The following is an 18803-nucleotide window of genomic DNA, read 5'->3' as shown; positions in this document are numbered from 1 at the left end:
GCCCTGGATTTTGTCATGGATGATGCTGCTGTTTCTCAGGCCCTCACGCGGGCGATCCAACTGCTGCGATCGGGTCAGCTCGAACAATCGGGCCTGATTTACAAAAAAATCCTGGAGCACCATCCCAACCACGCGGAGGCGCTGCACTGGTTCGGGGCGATCGCCTATCAGATGGGCGAAATGGCGATCGCAGTGGAATATGTGGAAAAAGCCCTCACCCTCACCCCCAATGATCCGGCGGTGTTGAACACCTCGGGGCTAATTTGCCACGCGATCGGCAGTTGGGATCAGGCGCTTCAGTATTACACCAAGGCCCAAAAGATCAAGCCCGACAGTCCGGAGGTGTTGGATAATCTGCGGGCCTTGGTGGCGGATCTGTTGCCGGCCTACAGCCAATATGCCCAGTGGCATTACTTGGCGGGTAGTTTCGATCGCGTGGCCGAAATTGAGCTGGTCTCGGGCAACCTGCTGCTGGAAATTGGTGACCTGGCCGGAGCTGAACAACACTATCGTCGGGGGTTGGCCGTGCGCCCAACCCTCTGGGGCATTGAAGCTCCCGCCGCCGTGATCCAGGCCGATCGCGCTGGCCAGCCCGTTCCCCCCAAAGCCAGCCAAACCACCTGTGATTTGGGACGCGAAGCCGACCTGCGCACCATGGCGATCGCGGTTCCCTTTGCCCAGTTGTTGGAGCGGCTGGGGGCATTGCTGTTCGATCGGGGCGAATTGGACGCGGCCCATGAGCTGGTGACCGAAGCCCTCGCAATCCAAAATGCCTTCCCGGAAGCCCACAAGCTGCTGGGCAACATCATGCTCGGCCGCGGCAACTATCAAGAAGCTGCCGACGCTTACCAAACCGCTGTGCAGTTGAACCCCAACTACGCAGAAGCTTGGTCAAACCTGGGCAGCATTCTGCTTGGCAAGCGGCAAACGGACGAGGCGATCCAATGTTTTCAGCGGGCTATTCAGGCCAATCCGCAAATGGCCCAAGCCTACTGGAGCATGGGTTGCGCCTTTGAAGTGGCCGACAAAAAGGAAGAAGCCATTCAGTGCTGGCAGCAGGCCCTGGCGGTGGATCCAAAAGTGCAAGGGATTCAGGGCTACATCCGAATTGCCCAAACCCTGGTCGGCATGGGCAAGCGCCCGGAAGGGTTTGAATGGTATGAGCGGGCGATTCACTTCGATCGCAAGCACTTGGATGCCCATTGGGACTTGATGGAACATCTGCTGTTCTGGGGATATCTGCCCCAAGCCCGCCAAGTGGCCGATCGCTGTTGGCGCACCTTCAACGAACCGGGCAGCAGCCCCCGGGAGCGCGTCCTCGCGGGCATCATCTCGACCAAAGCCTTTTGTTTCATCGGCTTGGGCCATGTGGCGCGTCAGCGGTTCCTGGAAATTGAAAGTGAGTTTGTTCAGGTCATTGACCAGCTTTCTCCCTTTGACATCACGAAGCTTTACGGGAACGTGCTGTTTGATATGCCACACTTGCGGGACGATGTGGCGGCCAACACCAGGGTGGCCAACGCCCTGGCGGAAGCCTATCGCAAGCTGGTGGAAAATGCCTTTAAAGACCACCAAGCCGCCAACAGCCCCTTGTATGCCATGCCCACGACCCGATCGCCCCGCACGTCCGATCGGCTGCGCATTGGGTTCATGTCTCGCCACTATCGCCGCCATTCCGTGGGGTGGTGCAGCGGCGAAATCCTCACCGCCCTTAAGGAACATACGCCGCACCTGTTCCTCTACGTTACCGGCGACATGCCCAAGGACGATCGAACCAAGGTGTTTGAAGGCTTGGCCGAAAAGTTCTACATGCCCGGTGAGGAAGGATTCCCCGATGCCAACGCCCCCACCATCATTCGCCGGGCCCGGGAAGACAACCTCGATATTCTGTTTGACCTCGATTCGATCACGATTCTGCCTCACGCGGAAGTGCTCTACCACCGGCCCGCGCCCGTTTGCCTCACCTGGTTGGGCTACGACGCGCCCCACATTTGCCCCGATAACTACAACCTGGTGGACTGGAACACCCACCCGGCCGGCGTTGAGCACTATTACATCGAAAAGCTAGTACGGATGTCGGGTTCCTTTGCGGCCCTGTCCTATCTGCCGAGTGTGCCGACCGATCGGGCCAAACAGCGCCAAGCGTTCCGGATTGACCCCAACCAAACCATTTTCCTCAGCGTGCCCACGGGACAAAAGGTCAGCATGGAAATGCTGCAAGCCCAAGTTCATGTGCTGCGCTATGTGCCCGATAGCATTCTGTTCTTCAAATCGCGGATTGGGGACTTGGAACTGATGCTGAGTCTCTATCACGAGGAATGCCGTCGCCAGGGCGTGAACCCCAATCGGGTGCGGATGTTGCCCCGCACCGCCAGCGAGGAAGAGCACCGGGCCGTGTATCAAATCACCGATGTGTTGCTGGATTCCTATCCCTACAGCGGCGCAACCCACAACCTGGAAGCCCTTTACTTCAACCAACCGATCGTGACCAGGGTGGGCGAGCAGTCCTTCTCTCGCTTGGGCTATTCCCTGATGCGGGCGGCGGGCCTCGACCAGGAGGGCATGGCCTGGACTTGGGATGAATATATTGAGTGGGGGGTGCGCTTAGGGCGCGATCGGGAGTTGTGCAATGCGGTGCGCCACAAGTTGCAACAGGCTAAAAATCCGGCCAATCCCGCCCCGCTTTGGAACCCCAAGGGCTTTGCGGCGGAAATGTACGGAATTTTGCAAGATTTACGCAGCAAGGCGGAATTTAGCCAAGTTTAAGGGGTTATGCTGCGGCTCTTTTGCTCCGCTGCCCGCTTGCTATCCTGAGTTCTAGCCATTCAAAAGGCGCATTATTCAACATTACTCAAAAGGCTCATTCAGGCAGCGGCTAACCAGTTGATGGATTTTGTCAAAGGCAAAATCGTAAATCAGTTGGCCCAAATAATCAGACAACGGGGCCTGCTCTTCGGGAATGGTCTGGAGTAATTTGCGCATGGAATCTTCAGCGCAAAGGGCTGCGGCATGTTGTAACTGCATGAGCCAATCGCGAGGCATTTTGGCCAACAATTCTTGGCCCCGCTGGTGATGCCGAAGGCCTGAGAGTGCGTCAGCGCGATCGCCCAATTGATCGGGAAAGGAATCCATGAAATGGTCGGAGAAGGGATCCGGCCGCTGATTTAGCAGTTGATTCAATGGATCTAATGGATCTAATGAATCTGGAGGTTCTCGACTATCCAAAGCACCATTGAAGGGCGCAACCAATTCCGGGGAATGAGCCGGTTTTGTCAATGAAAAATCAGATTGATCCCTAGAGACCTGATGCAGCGGATCCGAGGAGCGATCGGCTTGCTGACAGTAATAGTCCAGTTTTTGGATCAGGACTTGATCGGAAATCGGCTTGCTTAAATAGTCATCGCAGCCGACCGCGATCGCCTGATCTCGATCTTCCACCAACGCCTGGGCCGTGATGGCTAAAATTACCGTCGATCGCGAAGACTCCAACGCCCGAATTTGTTGAGTTGCCTGATAACCATCGCAACCGGGCATTCTTAAATCCATCAAAATTAAATGTGGATGCCAATCTTGCCACCGCTGCACCGCATCAGCCCCGTCCATGGCTTCCTGCACCACAAACCCCAATTGACTCAACAATTGCACTAACAACAGGCGATTATCTGGGCGATCGTCCACAACCAAAATGCGATAGCGCGATCGAATGGCTGCCAAACCGATCGTTGGTGATTCTGTTGGGCGATCGTTCGCCAGAGAATCAGCCACAGTTCCCGATTCCCGGTGACTCAGCCTTGACGGAGACAACATTCTAGAATCCAGGCGATCGCCCCAGAAGGATGCGGGCGATCGAGCTGATTCAGCGATCGTCGTTTGGTTTTGAGGCGGCCCCCAAGGCTGATGTTCAGATTTTTTTCCAGGCGATCGGCCGGTGCGCAGCGGCAAGGTAAACATGAACGTGCTCCCCAAACCAACGGCACTTTCTACCGTCAACACTCCACCCATTAACTGCACCAACTGTTGGCTAATTGTTAGGCCTAAACCAGTGCCTTCCGAGCTTTTTTTACCGGCTGCCGATTGGGAAAAAGCATCAAAAATCGCTTTTAAATCCTCAGATTCAATCCCAGCTCCCGTATCAATCACCTGAAACTGAAGATAGTCATGATTACAAAACTGCCCTTTATAGGACTCGTTCTGGCATGACTGAAACGTTGCAGCCTTGAAATCTGGATTTTCGGTTAATGCTGGGTCGCAAGCACCGGAATCAACCGGCGATCGCCCCTCTGCCAAAGATGAATAGGGATAAACTTGAAATGTATTAACAATTAGGGTTGAAATTAAATCAACTCGAATCGCGATCGATCCTTGGGTGGTGAACTTAATCGCATTACCAACCAAGTTAAACAGGATTTGCTTCAGTTTTTTGGAATCTAAAATAATATATCGAGGAACTCTGTCGCCAATTTCCAAAATGAGTTGATTTTCTCGCTTAAGAGCCTGTTGTTGAAAGGCAATTTGCAAGGAATAGAGAATTTCATAAAGATCTACTTCTTCTTCGTCAAGGGTGAATTGACCCGCTTCAATTTTAGAAAGATCCAGAATATCATTAATGAGCATTAGTAAATGAGTGCCGCTATTCTGAATTAAATTCATATATTCACGATGACTTTCTGATAAATGAATATCACGGTTAATGAGCTGCGAAAATCCCAAGATAATATTTAAAGGTGTTCTGAGTTCATGGCTCATATTTGCCAGAAATAGACTTTTTGCCCGATTAGCTGCCTCAGCCTTATCCTTCGCTTCCTGAAGTTGCAGTTCGGCCAGCTTGCGATCGGTAATGTCGCGAGCTGCCGCATAAATCACCGAGTTAACCGGCACGGAGCGCCATTCAATCCAACGATAGGAACCGTCTTGGCAACGATAGCGGTTCACAAATCCATGAAGCTCCTTTTGATTAACCAGTTCATTCAAAGCCAGCATAGTTTCTTCAACATCATCGGGATGAACATAGTCCATAAACCGCGATCCCTCTAATTCTTCTAAGGGATAGCCCAGAATTTTAGACCACTGTAAATTCAAGCGTTGGAAGCGCCCGCTAATATCCGCAATACATAGTAAATCCAGTGCCACCGAAAAGAATTGATCGAGTTCTTCCGTTGTTTTAGCCAAGGCGTTGGCGATCGCCTTTTGATCTGTAATATCTTGAACAACCCCATGCCAAACGATTTCTTGGTTTCCACGAAGCTCTGGGCGTGAATTGGCTTGCAACCACTTCACCTTGCCAGAAGGTGTAATAATTCGCCACTCATGGCGGAAGTTCTGTAAATTTCGGCTGGACCATTCCACAGCCTGGATATAGCTTTCTTGATCATCCGGATGAATTTGATTAAAAGTAATCATGGGATTTTGGATCGCCGCACTGAGAGGAACTTCATGAATTTCCTCAAAAGCAGCGCTAAGATATTCATACTCCACCGGTTTTCCCGGTTCTTCCACCACGGAATAGATCACCACAGGAGACACACTAGAAAGCCTCACGAGCCGACTTTCACTTTCATTCAAGGCATCTTGAGCAATCTTGCGATCGGTAATATCAATTGCAACGCCATACCAAGCAATTTCGCCATTTTCTCGCCGTTTTGGGCTAGCACTTCCCTGCAACCATTTCACCTTCCCCGATGGATTAATGACGCGCCATTCATGCTCAAAGGGTCGTAAGTTTTCAATGCTGCGTTCAACGGCTTGGTTATAAGCTGCTTGGTCATCGGGGTGGATGCGATCGAGCAGAATATTGGCATCCTGAAGAATCGTCGCCACGGGAATTTCATGAATGGTTTCAGCCGCCCGACTGATGTGCTCAAAATAAAAGGAACCATCCAGACGACGCACCAAAATATAGATATTAGCCGGTGAAGAATCGGAAATATCGAGAAATCTTGATTCACTTTTTTTCAGGGCAACCTCTGTTAGCTTGCGATCAGTGACATCAATGGCGGTAATTGTCACGTGCCAACAATCTCCCAACAAATCCCAAACGGCATTATTCGTTTGGGAAATCCACCGAATCCTCCTTTGGTGATCACAAATTCGATATTCATAGGTTCCCGTTCTTTCATGAAAAATATCTTCAATAATTTGATCTTGAATGTTTTGCAAATCTTCCGGCTCAATATCTTGCATCCAAAGATTTTGATTAGCTAATAGCTCTTCGCAGGTATAGCCAAATAAGGTTTCACAACCGGCAGAAACACGATCAATTTTCCAGGTGTGATTCTTAAAAAAACGCAGACTCACGATCCCCGCGATCGCGCTGTTTAAAATGTCCTTGGCTTGGGCCTCCGATGTTTTGAGGGCCCGCTCTAGCTGCTTGCGCTCTGTGATATCTGCAATGATTCCGGTAACTTGAATAATTTCTTGCTGTGCATTCAAAATCGGCTTGCCTTTAATTTGAATGTAACGAGAATTGCCCTTAGCCGTGATGATTCGTAAATCAGCATCAAAAGCCCGATGAGCAATCACTAAATCAATGACATCCTGCTGAAATCGTTCTCGATAGGCCGGATGGATGAGGTTGATTAGTTGCTGAGCTTTTAAACCCTTGGTGGGTTTGTCAAGTTCACAAATTCGATAAATTTCTGGTGACCAAACGATCGCTCGCTTGGCCACATTCAGCTCCCAATGGCCCACATGGGCAATTCTTTGGGCTTCTAAAAGACGGGCTTGGCTCTTTTGTAAGGCGGCGGTTTTTTCTTCAACCTTTAATTGCAGGGTTTTTTCATAATCTGCCTGGGCTTGTCGAGATTTTTTCAGTGCTTTCAGAACTTTTTGAATGGAAAGATTGAGCAGATCAAATTCCAAAATCTGGACATTTTCAATTGGCTGTAATTCTTGGGTGTGGTGATCATGGTTGAGAGCCTTGGTCGCCACTCGCAACCATTGGAGCGATCGACTAATCCGATAGCCAGTCCAAATTCCTGTGGCTACTGCTCCCAACAAAGCCAACAGGCAAAGCAAGATTGTGCGGTAAATATTGCTATGGATTTGATCCATAAATGCCGACTGGGGTAGCACAATCACCGTGAACCAGTTCAGCTCGCCTCGGATAGGAATAATTTGCACAAAATAGTTTTGCTCTTGAATTTGAACTGTTAGCTTAAGCTTCGTTTCAATTTGCTCTAGGTTGATTTTGTTGTTTCTAATAATTTGTGCCGTTTTTGAAATTAAACTATCCTTGCTTTGAGTGGCATCCAAGCGCCGATTATGGTGTTGAGTATTTTGGGCTAATATTTTTCGAGGACTGGCATCAAAGGGCAATTCATTGGCAGAGCTGGCCACCAACAGCCCGTTGGGTTCCATTACAAAAATTTGCCCCTGATCATTGGTGTTAATGGACTGGAGGAAGTCCCCAAATTGCTGTAAGTAAAAACTCGCTCCTAAAACTCCTTGAAACCGACCCGACTGGTCATAAAAAGGCACAGTCCGAATTAAGTGCAAGATGGGATTTTGCTTGCCCTTAGATAGACTAATTCCCATCGTCCAAAGACCAGTAGGGTTGCGCTGAGCCTTCAAGTACCAAGGATCGTGGGGTGGATCGCGATGGGGATAATAATCACGGCGAACTTCGAGCAAAACGCGCTGCTGGCCCTGACGATTTGCCCAATAGCGAAGGAGCGATCGATCGGGTGAGGCAGCTTGCAACCGACGAATAATCAGCGCATTTGGATCCGGACGTTCAACGGCTAGAAAATCGCCCGCTTCATTAGACAGGGCTAAAGTACTCAGTTTAGGAAATAGCTTAAGCTGTTCAATAAAAAATGACTCAAGCTCGTCTAGGTCTAGGCTATTCAAGTGACCTTTACGGATCAAAAAAGCATTGTTTTGAGTTGTAATTTTAGGAATCGATAGGTAATGATCTAAATCCTGCTGAACTTGGTTTGCTTTATTGTCTAGCAATCGATCGACCAAAGATTCAACAGCATCGCTGCCACTGCGATAGGACAAATATCCCACCAAGCCCACCACGATTCCCACTTGCAGCACAAAGGGAACCGTAATGACGTAATTGAGGGGAAGTTTATGTGTTGCAATTCGCCGAGCCAGCCTTTTCAGATACCCGGGAAAACTGACCTGCTGTAGAGACCCGAAATTCATAAGTACCCAAAATAAGACCCAGAGTTAGAAGGGGGGCGCTGGTGTCCCGGGAAATGTCGCATGGGTCTAACCAGCTTTTGCAGGAAGCTTTTGCAGGAATTAATCCCACCATAACTCTGATAACAAGCAAAAGCGCTCTCCTTTTTAGCAAGGAAAGCGCCCTAATTTAGCAATGTATGAAGCCTGCCGCGCTCCGGCGTAAATGCACGGGAACTCTTTAGAAACTGACTTTCCCTGGCAGAATTACTCCAGTCCAAGGCTTCAGACAAGCTTGTTTTAGTTTTGATTTTGGCTGGTGTTGGCTTTGCTGTTTTACGAATCCCTGGTGCTAAGGAACGATCAACACCGGACAGGGAGACAAGTCAATGACGCGATGGGCAGTGCTTTCGGCGGCTCCTTCGGTGGTTAGACCCATGCCCCGGCTGCCCATGACGACCAGGCTGGCTTCCACTTCATCGGCCACATCACAGATGGTGAACGCAGGCATTCCCTCGCGCTCAATCACTTCGGCTTCGAGGCCCCGCTCAGCAAACATGGCTTTAGCCCGGCTGAGGAGGGTTTCAGCCGCTTCAATGGCCCCTTCATCGGGGCCGGGAACGACCGACAGAATGACTAATCGACTGTTGTGCAGTTGCGCCAGTTGGGCAACGGTTTCGGCCGCCTCACGAGATTCGGGCGATCGATCGATCGGAAAAAGAATCGTCTCGAACATCTTTAGGGGAAAATATTCACCGCGTGAACTTCCGCGAAAACTCCCGCGCGAATTTCCGCGAGACGCATTGAAAGGAGGTTTTTATCGTGTCAAAGAAAACTGTAGCAAATTTGTCGGCGGCTGATGTAGCTGGCAAGCGCGTCCTTGTGCGCGTTGATTTCAACGTACCTCTCGACGATGCTGGCAAAATCACCGACGACACCCGGGTTCGGGCCGCCCTGCCCACAATCCAAGACCTGACCGGCAAAGGCGCGAAGGTCATCCTGGCCAGCCACTTCGGCCGTCCTAAGGGTAAGGTTGTTGATTCGATGCGTCTCACGCCCGTGGCCGTGCGCCTGTCGGAACTGCTGGGCAAACCGGTAGTTAAAACCGACGACTGCATTGGCGACGAGGCAGCAGCAACGGTTGCAGCCATGAACGATGGCGATGTGGTGCTGCTGGAAAACGTGCGGTTCTACGCGGAAGAGGAAGCAAACGATCCTGAGTTCTCGAAGAAGCTGGCTTCGCTGGCTGATTTGTACGTGAACGATGCGTTCGGTACGGCTCACCGGGCCCATGCCTCCACCGAAGGCGTGACCAAGTTCCTCAGCCCCTCCGTTGCGGGTTACCTGATCGAAAAGGAACTGCAATACCTGCAAGCGGCGATCGAAAGCCCCAAGCGTCCTCTAGCGGCAATTGTGGGTGGCTCGAAGGTGTCGAGCAAAATCACCGTGATCGAAACCCTGCTGGACAAGGTGGACAAGCTGTTCATCGGCGGTGGCATGATCTTCACCTTCTACAAAGCACGCGGCTTGGCCGTGGGCAAGTCGTTGGTGGAAGATGACAAGCTGGATCTGGCCTCCGCTCTGGAAGCGAAGGCCAAGGACAAGGGCGTGGAACTGTTGTTGCCGACCGATGTGGTGTTGGCCGATAACTTTGCGCCCGATGCCAACAGCCAAACCGTCAGCGTGGATGCAATCCCCGATGGCTGGATGGGTCTGGACATTGGCCCCGACTCGGTGGCGGCGTTCCAAAAGGCGCTGGAAACCTGCCAATCGGTGATCTGGAACGGGCCCATGGGCGTGTTCGAGTTCGACAAGTTCGCGGCTGGCACCAAGGCGATCGCGGAAACCTTGGCGACCCTGACTCCGAAGGGCGTGACCACGATTATTGGTGGTGGCGACTCGGTGGCAGCGGTGGAAAAGGTGGGTGTGGCTGACCAAATGAGCCACATTTCGACCGGTGGCGGTGCAAGCTTGGAGTTGCTGGAAGGCAAAGTGCTGCCTGGGATTGCGGCATTGGATGAAGCCTAAATCTCAGGCTAGGATCCATTAACCGCTGAAGATTGCAGGAATCCCTGAAGACCGTAGGGACAAGGGGCTTAAGCCCCTTGCCTTGCAATCCTCATCCCTTGCCTTGCAATCTTCATATGGAATCTGGGGGCACACCATCGTTGCAATCCTCCTGCGAGGGCGCACGACGGTGCGTCCCCAACCGGGTTTCCGCTTTCCTACTTGGGGTTTTTGGAATGACTCTTGAGTTTGAATAACTTGAGTCTGAATAACTTAAGTTTGAATAGATTTAAGCCGTTAAGTTTGAGCCATGAAATTTAGCGAATTATTAAAGCAGTTAGAAAAGCTGAGCGATCGCCCCTTCGATCAATTTTCCTTGGCGGATGATCCTGAACTGACAACGATCGCCCCGATCGCCCAGGCCCAGGGCGGTCAGTTGACCTATTTGGAAGGCGATAAATTTGCGGACTGCTTGGAAAGCACCCGAGCCGCCGTGATTTTGCCCAACCGTCCTGAGCTAATTAGCCAAGCTCGCGAGCTGGGGTTGGCCTGGGTGGCGGTGCAAGATCCCAAAATGCTATTTGCCGTGGCAGTGCGGCTGTTCTATCAACCCTTTAAACCCAAGCCGGGGATTCACCCCAGCGCCTGGATTGATCCGACTGTGCAACTGGGTCAGGAAGTGTCGATCGGGCCCCATGTGGCGATTTATGAGGGGGTGACGATCGGGGATCGGGTTTGCTTAATGGCCAATGTGGTGATTTATGGGGGTGCGTCGATCGGGGCCGATTCCTGGCTCCATGCCAACTGCACCATCCACGAGCGATCGATCATTGGGCAACATTGCATCATCCACAGTGGCGCAGTCATTGGCGATGAAGGATTTGGCTTTGTGCCCACGGCCCAAGGCTGGCAAAAGCTGGATCAAACCGGGCGCGTTGTGCTCGAAGACGGTGTGGATGTGGGAGTCAACAGCACGATCGATCGGCCAGCCATGGGCGAAACCCGCATTGGCCGGGGCACAAAGCTTGACAATATGGTTCACATTGGCCATGGCTGCCAACTGGGCGAAGGCTGCGCGATCGCGGCCCAAGCGGGCTTGGCAGGGGGCGTGGAATTGGGCAAAGGGGTGATTCTGGCCGGGCAGGTGGGCGTGGCCAACAACGTCAAAATGGGCGATCGGGCGATCGCCTCCTCCAAGTCCGGTTTGCACAGTGACGTACCGGCCGGTGAGATTGTCTCCGGCTACCCAGCCATTTCCAACAGTCAATGGCTCAGAACCTCAGCCATCTATCGCCGCTTGCCCGAAATGCACAAGCTGCTGCGACAGATTCAATCCCACTTGGGCCTCAAGGACTAGAGGGAAAGGCTAGATGATTGGGAGCAGTCTTCAGTGAAGTTTCTTCAGTGAAATTTCCTATTCCGCCGGCCCGCAATCAATCACCCCAAGCTTCCGTATTCAGAGGACGAATTAGACGGCTTTGAATCAAATGTTCAACGGCCCGCTCGATCGCGTCCAGCGCATAGCCCGTGTTCACTTGAATCAAATCCAACGTGGCTGCAAAACCCTTGCGATCGCACTGTTGAATAACACGTAAAACATCCTGCTCGATGGATGTTAGCTCCTGGGGAGCAAGGTGCATTGAAGATGCTCTAGACATACCAAACCCTCCGACAACGTAGCAGTTCGGTGGCAGATCTGTGGCGAGGAACTGGTATTTTCACCGACTCCATGGAAACCAATCCAGGAATTGATCTAGAAATTCATCCAGGAATCAACTCAGGAATTTATCCAGAAATCAATCCAGAAATCAATCCAGAAATCAAAAAAGTCGGTGAATGAACCCATGGCAAAATGAATCGACCATGGTGCTCATCCAAGAAAAAACCAGAACGAAGGAAAGCCCACCTGAAAAAGCCGCAGGAAAAGAGGCTATCCTTCTGAACTCTACTGTCTTTTAGAGAGCTTGACGGCGATTTCCGGACAATGTTCTATTTTGGTTACGTAATTTTACGTAGGACAGTGCTATCGCCCCGATCGCAGGTGGTAGACTTCCTCGGCCACGCGCTTCAGACGACGGAGCTGGGCTTGCATGTCGCCTTGCACCCAGCCAGCCGCCACCCGATCGAACCCCCAGCGAACAAGGGGATTGGGGATCACAAACTCAAACCGATTGATTAACTGAGTGCCGGATCCATCGGGAATACATTCCCAAGAGTCGCGCCCCACAAAAAAGCCAGAAAAAGCCCAAACAATTTTGCCAGGCGATCGCTCCGCCACCGTGCATTGCAGCGCCGGTTCCAGCAGGGGAATTTGCAACACAAATCGGGTGCGATCGCCCAAATCGGTTCCCCAGCGATCGCCCACGGGATCACAGCGCAGGGCTGGGTTTAGCCACCGATGCATCAGCTCGCGATCGGTGAAGCACCACTCAACCGCCGTGGCACTAGCCTGAATTGCGATCGACTGTTCATAAACTCGCGGCACAACCGATTTACCTTGGCCACGAGCCAGTTGAGTTCGAGTTGTAAAAAGACGGGAAGACATGCCAGGGGCCAAGGAAAAGTAAAAATGGACGGCTGTAGTTCTAGCCGTATTTCTAGAAGTTGCTAGAGGTTTTTTAGAAACTTCTAGACTGGTGGTTTTAGGGACTGTTGAGCATTCCCGACATTCACGGCCGGTTACCCTGTCCTAATTGGCAACTGACGCACCATGACTGCGAGGATCCGTTGCCGCCGATTTTTGGGCCGCATCTCCAGACAACGGAGCATCAAACTCAGAGGTTTGACCTTCGTTGACCTTCGCATAGGGCAAGATGACGGTTCCGTCAGCCAAGGCCGCCAAATTCGCCGCCATGATTGATTTCGGCTGCTCCCCGATCGCCTGGGCCAACTCCTGACCCTGGGCATTCAAAAAGACAAAGTGCGGAATTCCATCCACTCGATAGCTCAGAATTTCGGGTAGCCATTTGGTGTTGTCCACATTCAGCATCGAGAAATTGACCCGATCGCCATAGTCCTGCTTCAACTCCCGCAAATCATTCGCCATGGCCTGGCAACTGGTACACCAATCTGCATAGAACTCCAGCACCGTCGGCTTGCCATTGACGATCGCCTGATCCAACGGCACAGAATCACGTGCCAGCCGTTCCAGAATGTTGCTGTTGGGTTCCGTGCGTAGCCCTAAAAACAACACCACCCCCAACAACGCCGCCACAATGGCCACCACCAAATTTGGCAGACGACTAACGGCCGCGGCAGCTCCGGGGATCACGGTTGAGGGCTGGGAAGTCGGTTCAGGAGAAAGCTGGCTCATGGCAGAATGGCAAAACAAGAGGGCAAAGCGGAATGGCGGCTCAGTTCTGGTGCTAGGCTAGCGATACAGTCCTCAAGAGCCAAGGACGATCGGTCCCGAACTTTTTTTGGTTACTCGTTTCTGGTTCCCCGTGGCTGGTGCTCCAGAATTTTCGGCGCAGGTTGGGCCGATCGCCCAAATCCCGCAACTCCGAAACCAACGGGATCGCCCCCACGACCCCAATCACGACCGCTTTCGGTGATTGGCGCTTCGGTCAGTGTTCTAGGGTTAACAGTATTCTGCAAGGGCTATTTTGATTGTAACAACTTCGTTACATGTCTTCATGGGCTTGTTGAGTCACCGCTGGATGGGCCGCTCGCTATTTAGGATTTAGGGGGTATTGGTCGCTGAAGGCTCGATCGGCCTGTCCGCCGGCCCGAGCGCTGTGGTTTTCCCTATATTGATCTGAACCGATCTGAACTAATCTGAACCAATTTGAACTAAGCCGAATTAACCTAAGTTGACCTGAATTGACCCGATTGCCCTGGTTCCCCCGATCGTTCGCTGGCGGTGATTTGTTTTGAAAAAGCGCGTCACACTCACCTTTCCGAAACATGCGGTGCAAATGCCAATCACCTATCGATTGGCGAAAGAATTTAATGTGGCTGCCAACATCATTCGAGCGCAAGTGGCCCCCGATCGCGTTGGAAAATTAGTCGTTGAACTCATTGGCGACATTGACCAAATGGACGCGGCCATGGAGTGGATGGAATCCCTCGATATTGATGTTTCTTCTGCCAATCGAGAAATCTCGATCGATGAAGCAAGCTGTGTCCACTGCGGTCTTTGTACGGGCGTTTGTCCCACGGGGGCGTTGTCGCTGCACCCAGAAACTTTCCGCCTAGAATTTGCTCGATCGCGCTGTGTAGTTTGCGAGCAATGTGTTCCCACCTGCCCGGTTCAAGCCATTTCCACTAGCTTTTAACTTCTCCGATTTCCTAAAATTCATTAGCCTCTCAATTACGCATTGATTTTCCAGGAAAATTGCCTTTTTTACAGACAAAACCTTGTAGTTGAAGAGGAGACAAGGTTCCATGCGCTTATACAACAACTACACCGGACTATCGCTATTCATCCTGGCGTTGGTTTACTTAGCCTTGAGTTGGGTGGCGTTGCTGGCTGTGCCCCGGCCCCCCTCGCTGGTAGAGGTGGCGGGAGTGGCTTTGTTGGTGGCCGTGGCTTTGGCGGCCCTGTTTACCCTTAAGTTGCCTTGGCCAGAGTTTGGGCGTTTTTCTTGGTTTCAAACGGCCACCAAGTCTTTCGGGGGCGCAATTTTGGCAGCAATGGGCGTGGTGATTGTGCTGTCGCGGTTGGACATTACAACGGATGTGATGTTGTTGTTGGCGGCGGAATTTTTGGCCAAGGTGGAATTGCGGGTGGCGGGCCGATCGCGCTGGCAATCGTTTTGGCAAATGTTGGCGGCCAGTGCTGTGGGCATTGGGAGCGCGATCGGGCTGGCCCCTTGGTTTTTGATGTCGCGGGTCAGCGAGTAGCTCATTCACCGAATGCTTTACTGAGCAGTTTGTTGAGCAATTCATTGAGCAATTCATTGAGCAATTAACCGGGCAATTAACCGGGCAAAGCCCCTTAAGTAGCCCCCTGAGTAACCCCGATTGGGCAACCCATCATCATGACTCAGCCTCAGACTTCAGAATCGGGATGGTCACGGGTGGTGCTGGTGACGGGGCCGGCGCGATCGGGCAAGAGTGAGTGGGCGGAACGGTTGGCCGCGGCCTCGGGGCGATCGGTCATCTATGTGGCTACCTCGTACTTGGATCCCCAGGATCAAGAGTGGGCCGATCGTGTGGCCCAACACCGCCAGCGCCGCCCGGAAACTTGGCAAAATTGGGAAGTGCCGCTGGAGCTGGCTGCGGCCTTGGGCCAAGCGCCCGCCGATAGTTGCTTGCTGGTGGATTCACTGGGAACTTGGGTGGCCAACTGGCTCGATCGCCCCGATCCCGAATGGCAACAAACCTGTGAAGTGCTGTTGGCCACCTGTGCGGCCTTGCCAGCCATGTGTATTTTTGTGGCCGAAGAAACGGGCTGGGGTGTGGTTCCGGCCTTCCCCGCTGGTCGCCTGTTTCGCGATCGCCTCGGCAAACTCGTGCGGGAATTGGGTAGTCGATCCAATGCCTGTTATCTGGTCACAGCGGGCTTTGCAGTGAATTTACGGGCGATCGGTCAATCCTTAACAACTGGATAAAAACTGTTTAATTTCCTTAAATATTGTCCAAAAATTGTCCAAAACTTTAATCTAAGCTCAAGATTCTTTGTCGGTGACCCCTCTAACCTTAGCTTAGGATCGAAAGCAGGATAGTTAGTAACTCAATTTTCCATTCAAGCTTTTCGGTTAACCTGTTTTCATGCGAGCTGTTCACTCAGGTTTCCCCCAATTATTTCTTTAGACGTTTCTCCGAATACCCTCCAGATATTTTCCTAGGCAGTCTCCCAGTTATTGTCTTAATCCAGAAGCTGGTGCTTGGGAAATAAACCCGCAACCTGGAGTTTTAGTTTGCTTTTTAAAGCCAGTTTTGAACTGATTTTTAGTCAAGTTTCTCAACCTGGTTTTGTTTAGCGAAGCTAGCTCTAATCCCAAATCCTGGCCATCAGTGCTTTAACCTTTGGCCCTCGCCCCCGGACTCCACACCAAAATGGCTCCTGAAGAACGCGTCAAACAATATCTTGCTCTTTGGTTGCAGTTGGGTAAGCAAGTGGTGTGCGGTCACGACGATCGCTTGCTCGGGACTCGCCGCACCATTGACGGTGAAGCTTACTCCGCAGAATTTGAGCAACTTTGGCGGCAAATTCTCGAAAAACCCCAGATGTATCACCTGGCGGGCACGGTCTGTTCCATGAAAGATTTATTGTCGGGACATTGGAGCTTGCTGCCCTGCGCGCGGTGTAGTTTGCTCTATCCCATCAATGACAGCTACTTGGAGGCGGGGCCCTGTCCCTGTCAGGATTTGGCCTCTTGGCCCGATGATGGGCCGCCGCCACGGGGGCCCGTCTGTGTGCAGGATTATTTGGATCAAATTCGGCTACGGCTGTCTCGCCAAAAGTTGATCCCCACACCGCCCAACGAGGAAACGACCGGGGGCGAGGCTCGCGAGTCAGATACTTGTAGTTTGCATGGGGGGCGATCGAAACATTCCCTGCCCTAGGAGGGGTTGATCTGAGCCACAGACTGCTGGCCAGAGACTGCTAATCACAGGCGATCGATCGGGTCGATCGGCATTGGTCTTAAGGGCGGAATGGGCTTCTGGCGGGCTGGGCTGTCCGGGTTGGGTTGCCATCTGGGTTATACTGATCAATCGCGCTCTCAATCGGTCATCGATCGCCCGCTGAAGGATCGCCCGCCTAAGCCGACCGCCATGGCCGATGCTGCCAACGGGCCATTGCCTGGAGAGGCATCTTTTGGGTTGGAGTTGTGGTGAATCTTATCCCGATCGCTTGATGGGCCGGGATCAACACAACCGCTAAGTTTTACCTTTTCGTCCTGCTTGGAGAACGTCATGTCCCGTGTTTGCCAACTGACCGGCAAAAAGGCGAACAACGCCTACGCCATTTCCCACTCGCACCGCCGCACCAAAAAGCTCCAAGAAGTTAATCTGCAATGGAAGCGAATTTGGTGGCCCCAAGGTAATCGTTGGGTGCGGTTGCGTCTTTCGACCAAAGCTCTGAAAACCCTGAACACCAAGGGTCTGCAAGCATTTGCTAAGGAAGCTGGCATTGATTTGAATAAGTGCTAATTCTGAATTAAGTGCTAATCCCATACAAAAATTCAGCACTGAAAATTCAGCACTGAGCTGTTTAATTAATCCCGCCCAATTTGTCCTATGTGGCAGCTTTTGTTGGGTGGGTTTTTTTATCTTTTATTCTTTTATTTCTTATCTTTTATTTTTCATTGTGGAATCTAGAAAATCTAGGAAATCTAGAAAATCTAGGAAATTTAGCGAATTTGGGGATTTTGAAAGTTGCCACAGTCAGCCCAGTCCTTGGTTTTGTTGGGGGGCGGCCACAGCCACGCGATCGCCTTGCGACGGTTGATCCAAAAACCCCTGCCCAGCGGCGCGATCGACTCGGTAACCCTGATCAGCGAAGCACCCCGAGCACCTTACTCGGGCATGGTTCCCGGCCATGTGGCGGGGGGTTATGGCCGGGAAGATTGTTTTATTGATTTGCGGGCCCTGTGCGATCGGGCGGGGGTGGCGTTGCGGGTCGATCGCGCTGTGGGATTGAATTTGGGCGATCGACAAGTGCAACTAGCCAGCGGGGAAACGGTTGGGTTTCGCTGGCTCTCGGTTAATTTGGGCAGCACGCCCCTGGTTCCCCCGGGCGTTCAACACCTTCTGGGGCGATCGATCATTGCCGCGAAGCCGATCCAAGCCTTGTTGGCCAACTGGGATGCGCTATTGTCGGCCTTGCCCCAATGGGGATCCAGACCGCTGCGGTTGGTGGTGGTGGGGGGCGGCGCGGGTGGTGTTGAGCTGGCCTTGGCGGCCCAGCGACGTTTGCAACCCCTGGTGGGCGATCGCCTGTCGATTACTTTGATTCAGCGAGAGGCAAAACTCCTGCCCCATTTGGCCCCGGCAGTGGGCGATCGGGTGGCCCAGGTGCTGCAAGCCCAGGGAATTGAGCTGGTTTTGAGTGAAACTATCACCCACGCCACCCTCGTAGGCACAGATACTCAGTTGCGGGCCGCCTCGGGGCAACTGTTTTGGGGCGATCGGGTGCTGTGGGCCACCCAAGCCGCAGCAGCCCCTTGGTTGGCGGCCACCGGCCTCGCCACGGATCCCCAGGGATTTATTGCGGTTAATCGCTATCTGCAATCCTGCTCCCATCCCCAGGTCTTTGCGGCGGGAGATGTGGCGACGATGGTGGAACAGCCACGCCCCAAGGCCGGCGTGTTTGCGGTGCGTCAAGGCCGCCCCCTGGCTGACAACTTGCGAGCAGCCATTTTGGGCCAGCCGCTGAAACCTTTCAAAGCCCAAAAGCAATTTCTCAGCCTTATTAACTTAGCCAATGGCCAGGCGATCGCTACCCGTGGCCGTTGGGCTTTTACGGGAGCTTGGGCTTGGGTTTGGAAAGACTATATTGATCGGAAATTCATGCGGCAATTCCAACAGCTTTAAAGGCAGTATTGCATTTTTAGAGACGATCTAAAAAATTTCCTTGATGCTGAACAAGTGTCAATGCAAGCACTAATAAATGCAAGCACTAATAGTCCTGGAACAAGGGGCTTAAGCCCCTTGTTTGCGATGATAACCCAAGCATACAGAGTGGCAATTTTGGCTTTTCAAGTATCCTTTTAAATTTA

Annotated in this window: 15 protein-coding genes; 10 read left to right on the top strand and 5 right to left on the bottom strand. The window is 52.2% G+C overall.

All coding sequences use genetic code 11. From position 1 onward, the window contains the following. Window positions 1-15: 15 nt before the first annotated feature. Window positions 16-2766, top strand: coding sequence for a tetratricopeptide repeat protein (locus tag H6G53_RS00595; RefSeq protein ID WP_190530595.1), 2751 nt, complete (start codon window positions 16-18; stop codon window positions 2764-2766). An 81-nt stretch (window positions 2767-2847) separates the two neighbouring features. On the opposite strand, the gene H6G53_RS00590 is transcribed toward H6G53_RS00595, so the two are convergent. Together H6G53_RS00590 and H6G53_RS00585 are read right to left on the bottom strand one after the other, a co-directional pair. Then, window positions 2848-8151: a PAS domain-containing protein gene (locus H6G53_RS00590; RefSeq protein WP_190530594.1), complete on the bottom strand. Its 5304-nt coding sequence runs from the start codon at window positions 8149-8151 to the stop codon at window positions 2848-2850. 328 nt (window positions 8152-8479) lie between these two features. After that, a complete protein-coding gene (locus H6G53_RS00585; RefSeq protein WP_099533199.1) occupies window positions 8480-8863 on the bottom strand; it encodes a universal stress protein in 384 nt (127 codons plus the stop codon). Between the two features lie 86 nt (window positions 8864-8949). Here H6G53_RS00585 and pgk point away from each other — a divergent pair, with 86 nt between their 5' ends. Beyond that, window positions 8950-10155, top strand: coding sequence for a phosphoglycerate kinase (gene pgk / locus H6G53_RS00580; RefSeq protein ID WP_190528417.1), 1206 nt, complete (start codon window positions 8950-8952; stop codon window positions 10153-10155). Window positions 10156-10444: 289 nt separating this feature from the next. Further along, entirely contained in the window at window positions 10445-11491 is a 1047-nt protein-coding gene (gene lpxD, locus H6G53_RS00575; protein ID WP_190530593.1) for a UDP-3-O-(3-hydroxymyristoyl)glucosamine N-acyltransferase, read from the top strand. A gap of 76 nt (window positions 11492-11567) precedes the next feature. On the opposite strand, the gene H6G53_RS00570 is transcribed toward lpxD, so the two are convergent. After that, entirely contained in the window at window positions 11568-11774 is a 207-nt protein-coding gene (locus H6G53_RS00570; protein WP_099533196.1) for a hypothetical protein, read from the bottom strand. Window positions 11775-11821: 47 nt separating this feature from the next. Here H6G53_RS00570 and H6G53_RS00565 point away from each other — a divergent pair, with 47 nt between their 5' ends. Beyond that, the gene (locus H6G53_RS00565) at window positions 11822-11974 is read left to right on the top strand and encodes a hypothetical protein (RefSeq protein WP_190530592.1); all 153 of its coding nucleotides are present in this window, start codon (window positions 11822-11824) and stop codon (window positions 11972-11974) included. Between the two features lie 183 nt (window positions 11975-12157). Here the strand turns inward: H6G53_RS00565 and H6G53_RS00560 are convergent, their stop codons facing one another. Both H6G53_RS00560 and H6G53_RS00555 read right to left on the bottom strand, forming a co-directional pair. Beyond that, the gene (locus H6G53_RS00560) at window positions 12158-12679 is read right to left on the bottom strand and encodes an SRPBCC family protein (RefSeq protein ID WP_099533195.1); all 522 of its coding nucleotides are present in this window, start codon (window positions 12677-12679) and stop codon (window positions 12158-12160) included. A gap of 144 nt (window positions 12680-12823) precedes the next feature. Beyond that, window positions 12824-13447, bottom strand: a complete 624-nt coding sequence (locus H6G53_RS00555; protein WP_190530591.1) for a thioredoxin family protein — start codon at window positions 13445-13447, stop codon at window positions 12824-12826. Between the two features lie 559 nt (window positions 13448-14006). On the opposite strand from H6G53_RS00555, the gene H6G53_RS00550 reads away from it, so the two are divergent. The 6 genes from H6G53_RS00550 to H6G53_RS00525 all read left to right on the top strand — a co-directional run bounded on the left by H6G53_RS00550 (window position 14007) and on the right by H6G53_RS00525 (window position 18618). After that, window positions 14007-14411: an NIL domain-containing protein gene (locus H6G53_RS00550; protein WP_099533193.1), complete on the top strand. Its 405-nt coding sequence runs from the start codon at window positions 14007-14009 to the stop codon at window positions 14409-14411. A 109-nt stretch (window positions 14412-14520) separates the two neighbouring features. Further along, window positions 14521-14979 (top strand): hypothetical protein, encoded by a 459-nt coding sequence (locus tag H6G53_RS00545; protein WP_190530590.1) that lies wholly within the window; start codon window positions 14521-14523, stop codon window positions 14977-14979. Window positions 14980-15116: 137 nt separating this feature from the next. Continuing rightward, window positions 15117-15689, top strand: a complete 573-nt coding sequence (gene cobU, locus H6G53_RS00540) for a bifunctional adenosylcobinamide kinase/adenosylcobinamide-phosphate guanylyltransferase (protein ID WP_190530589.1) — start codon at window positions 15117-15119, stop codon at window positions 15687-15689. Between the two features lie 448 nt (window positions 15690-16137). After that, window positions 16138-16647 (top strand): hypothetical protein, encoded by a 510-nt coding sequence (locus H6G53_RS00535; RefSeq protein ID WP_190530588.1) that lies wholly within the window; start codon window positions 16138-16140, stop codon window positions 16645-16647. A 351-nt stretch (window positions 16648-16998) separates the two neighbouring features. Further along, window positions 16999-17235, top strand: a complete 237-nt coding sequence (gene rpmB / locus H6G53_RS00530) for a 50S ribosomal protein L28 (protein ID WP_099533188.1) — start codon at window positions 16999-17001, stop codon at window positions 17233-17235. 225 nt (window positions 17236-17460) lie between these two features. Then, complete coding sequence (locus tag H6G53_RS00525; protein ID WP_190530587.1) at window positions 17461-18618, top strand: FAD-dependent oxidoreductase; 1158 nt, start codon at window positions 17461-17463, stop codon at window positions 18616-18618. The last annotated feature ends 185 nt before the right edge of the window (window positions 18619-18803 follow it).

Origin of the sequence: Limnothrix sp. FACHB-406, assembly GCF_014698235.1 — a bacterium.
Lineage (GTDB): Bacteria > Cyanobacteriota > Cyanobacteriia > CACIAM-69d > CACIAM-69d > CACIAM-69d.
Note: the sequence above shows the minus strand (reverse complement) of the source record. Positions and strands in the feature narration are given on the sequence as shown.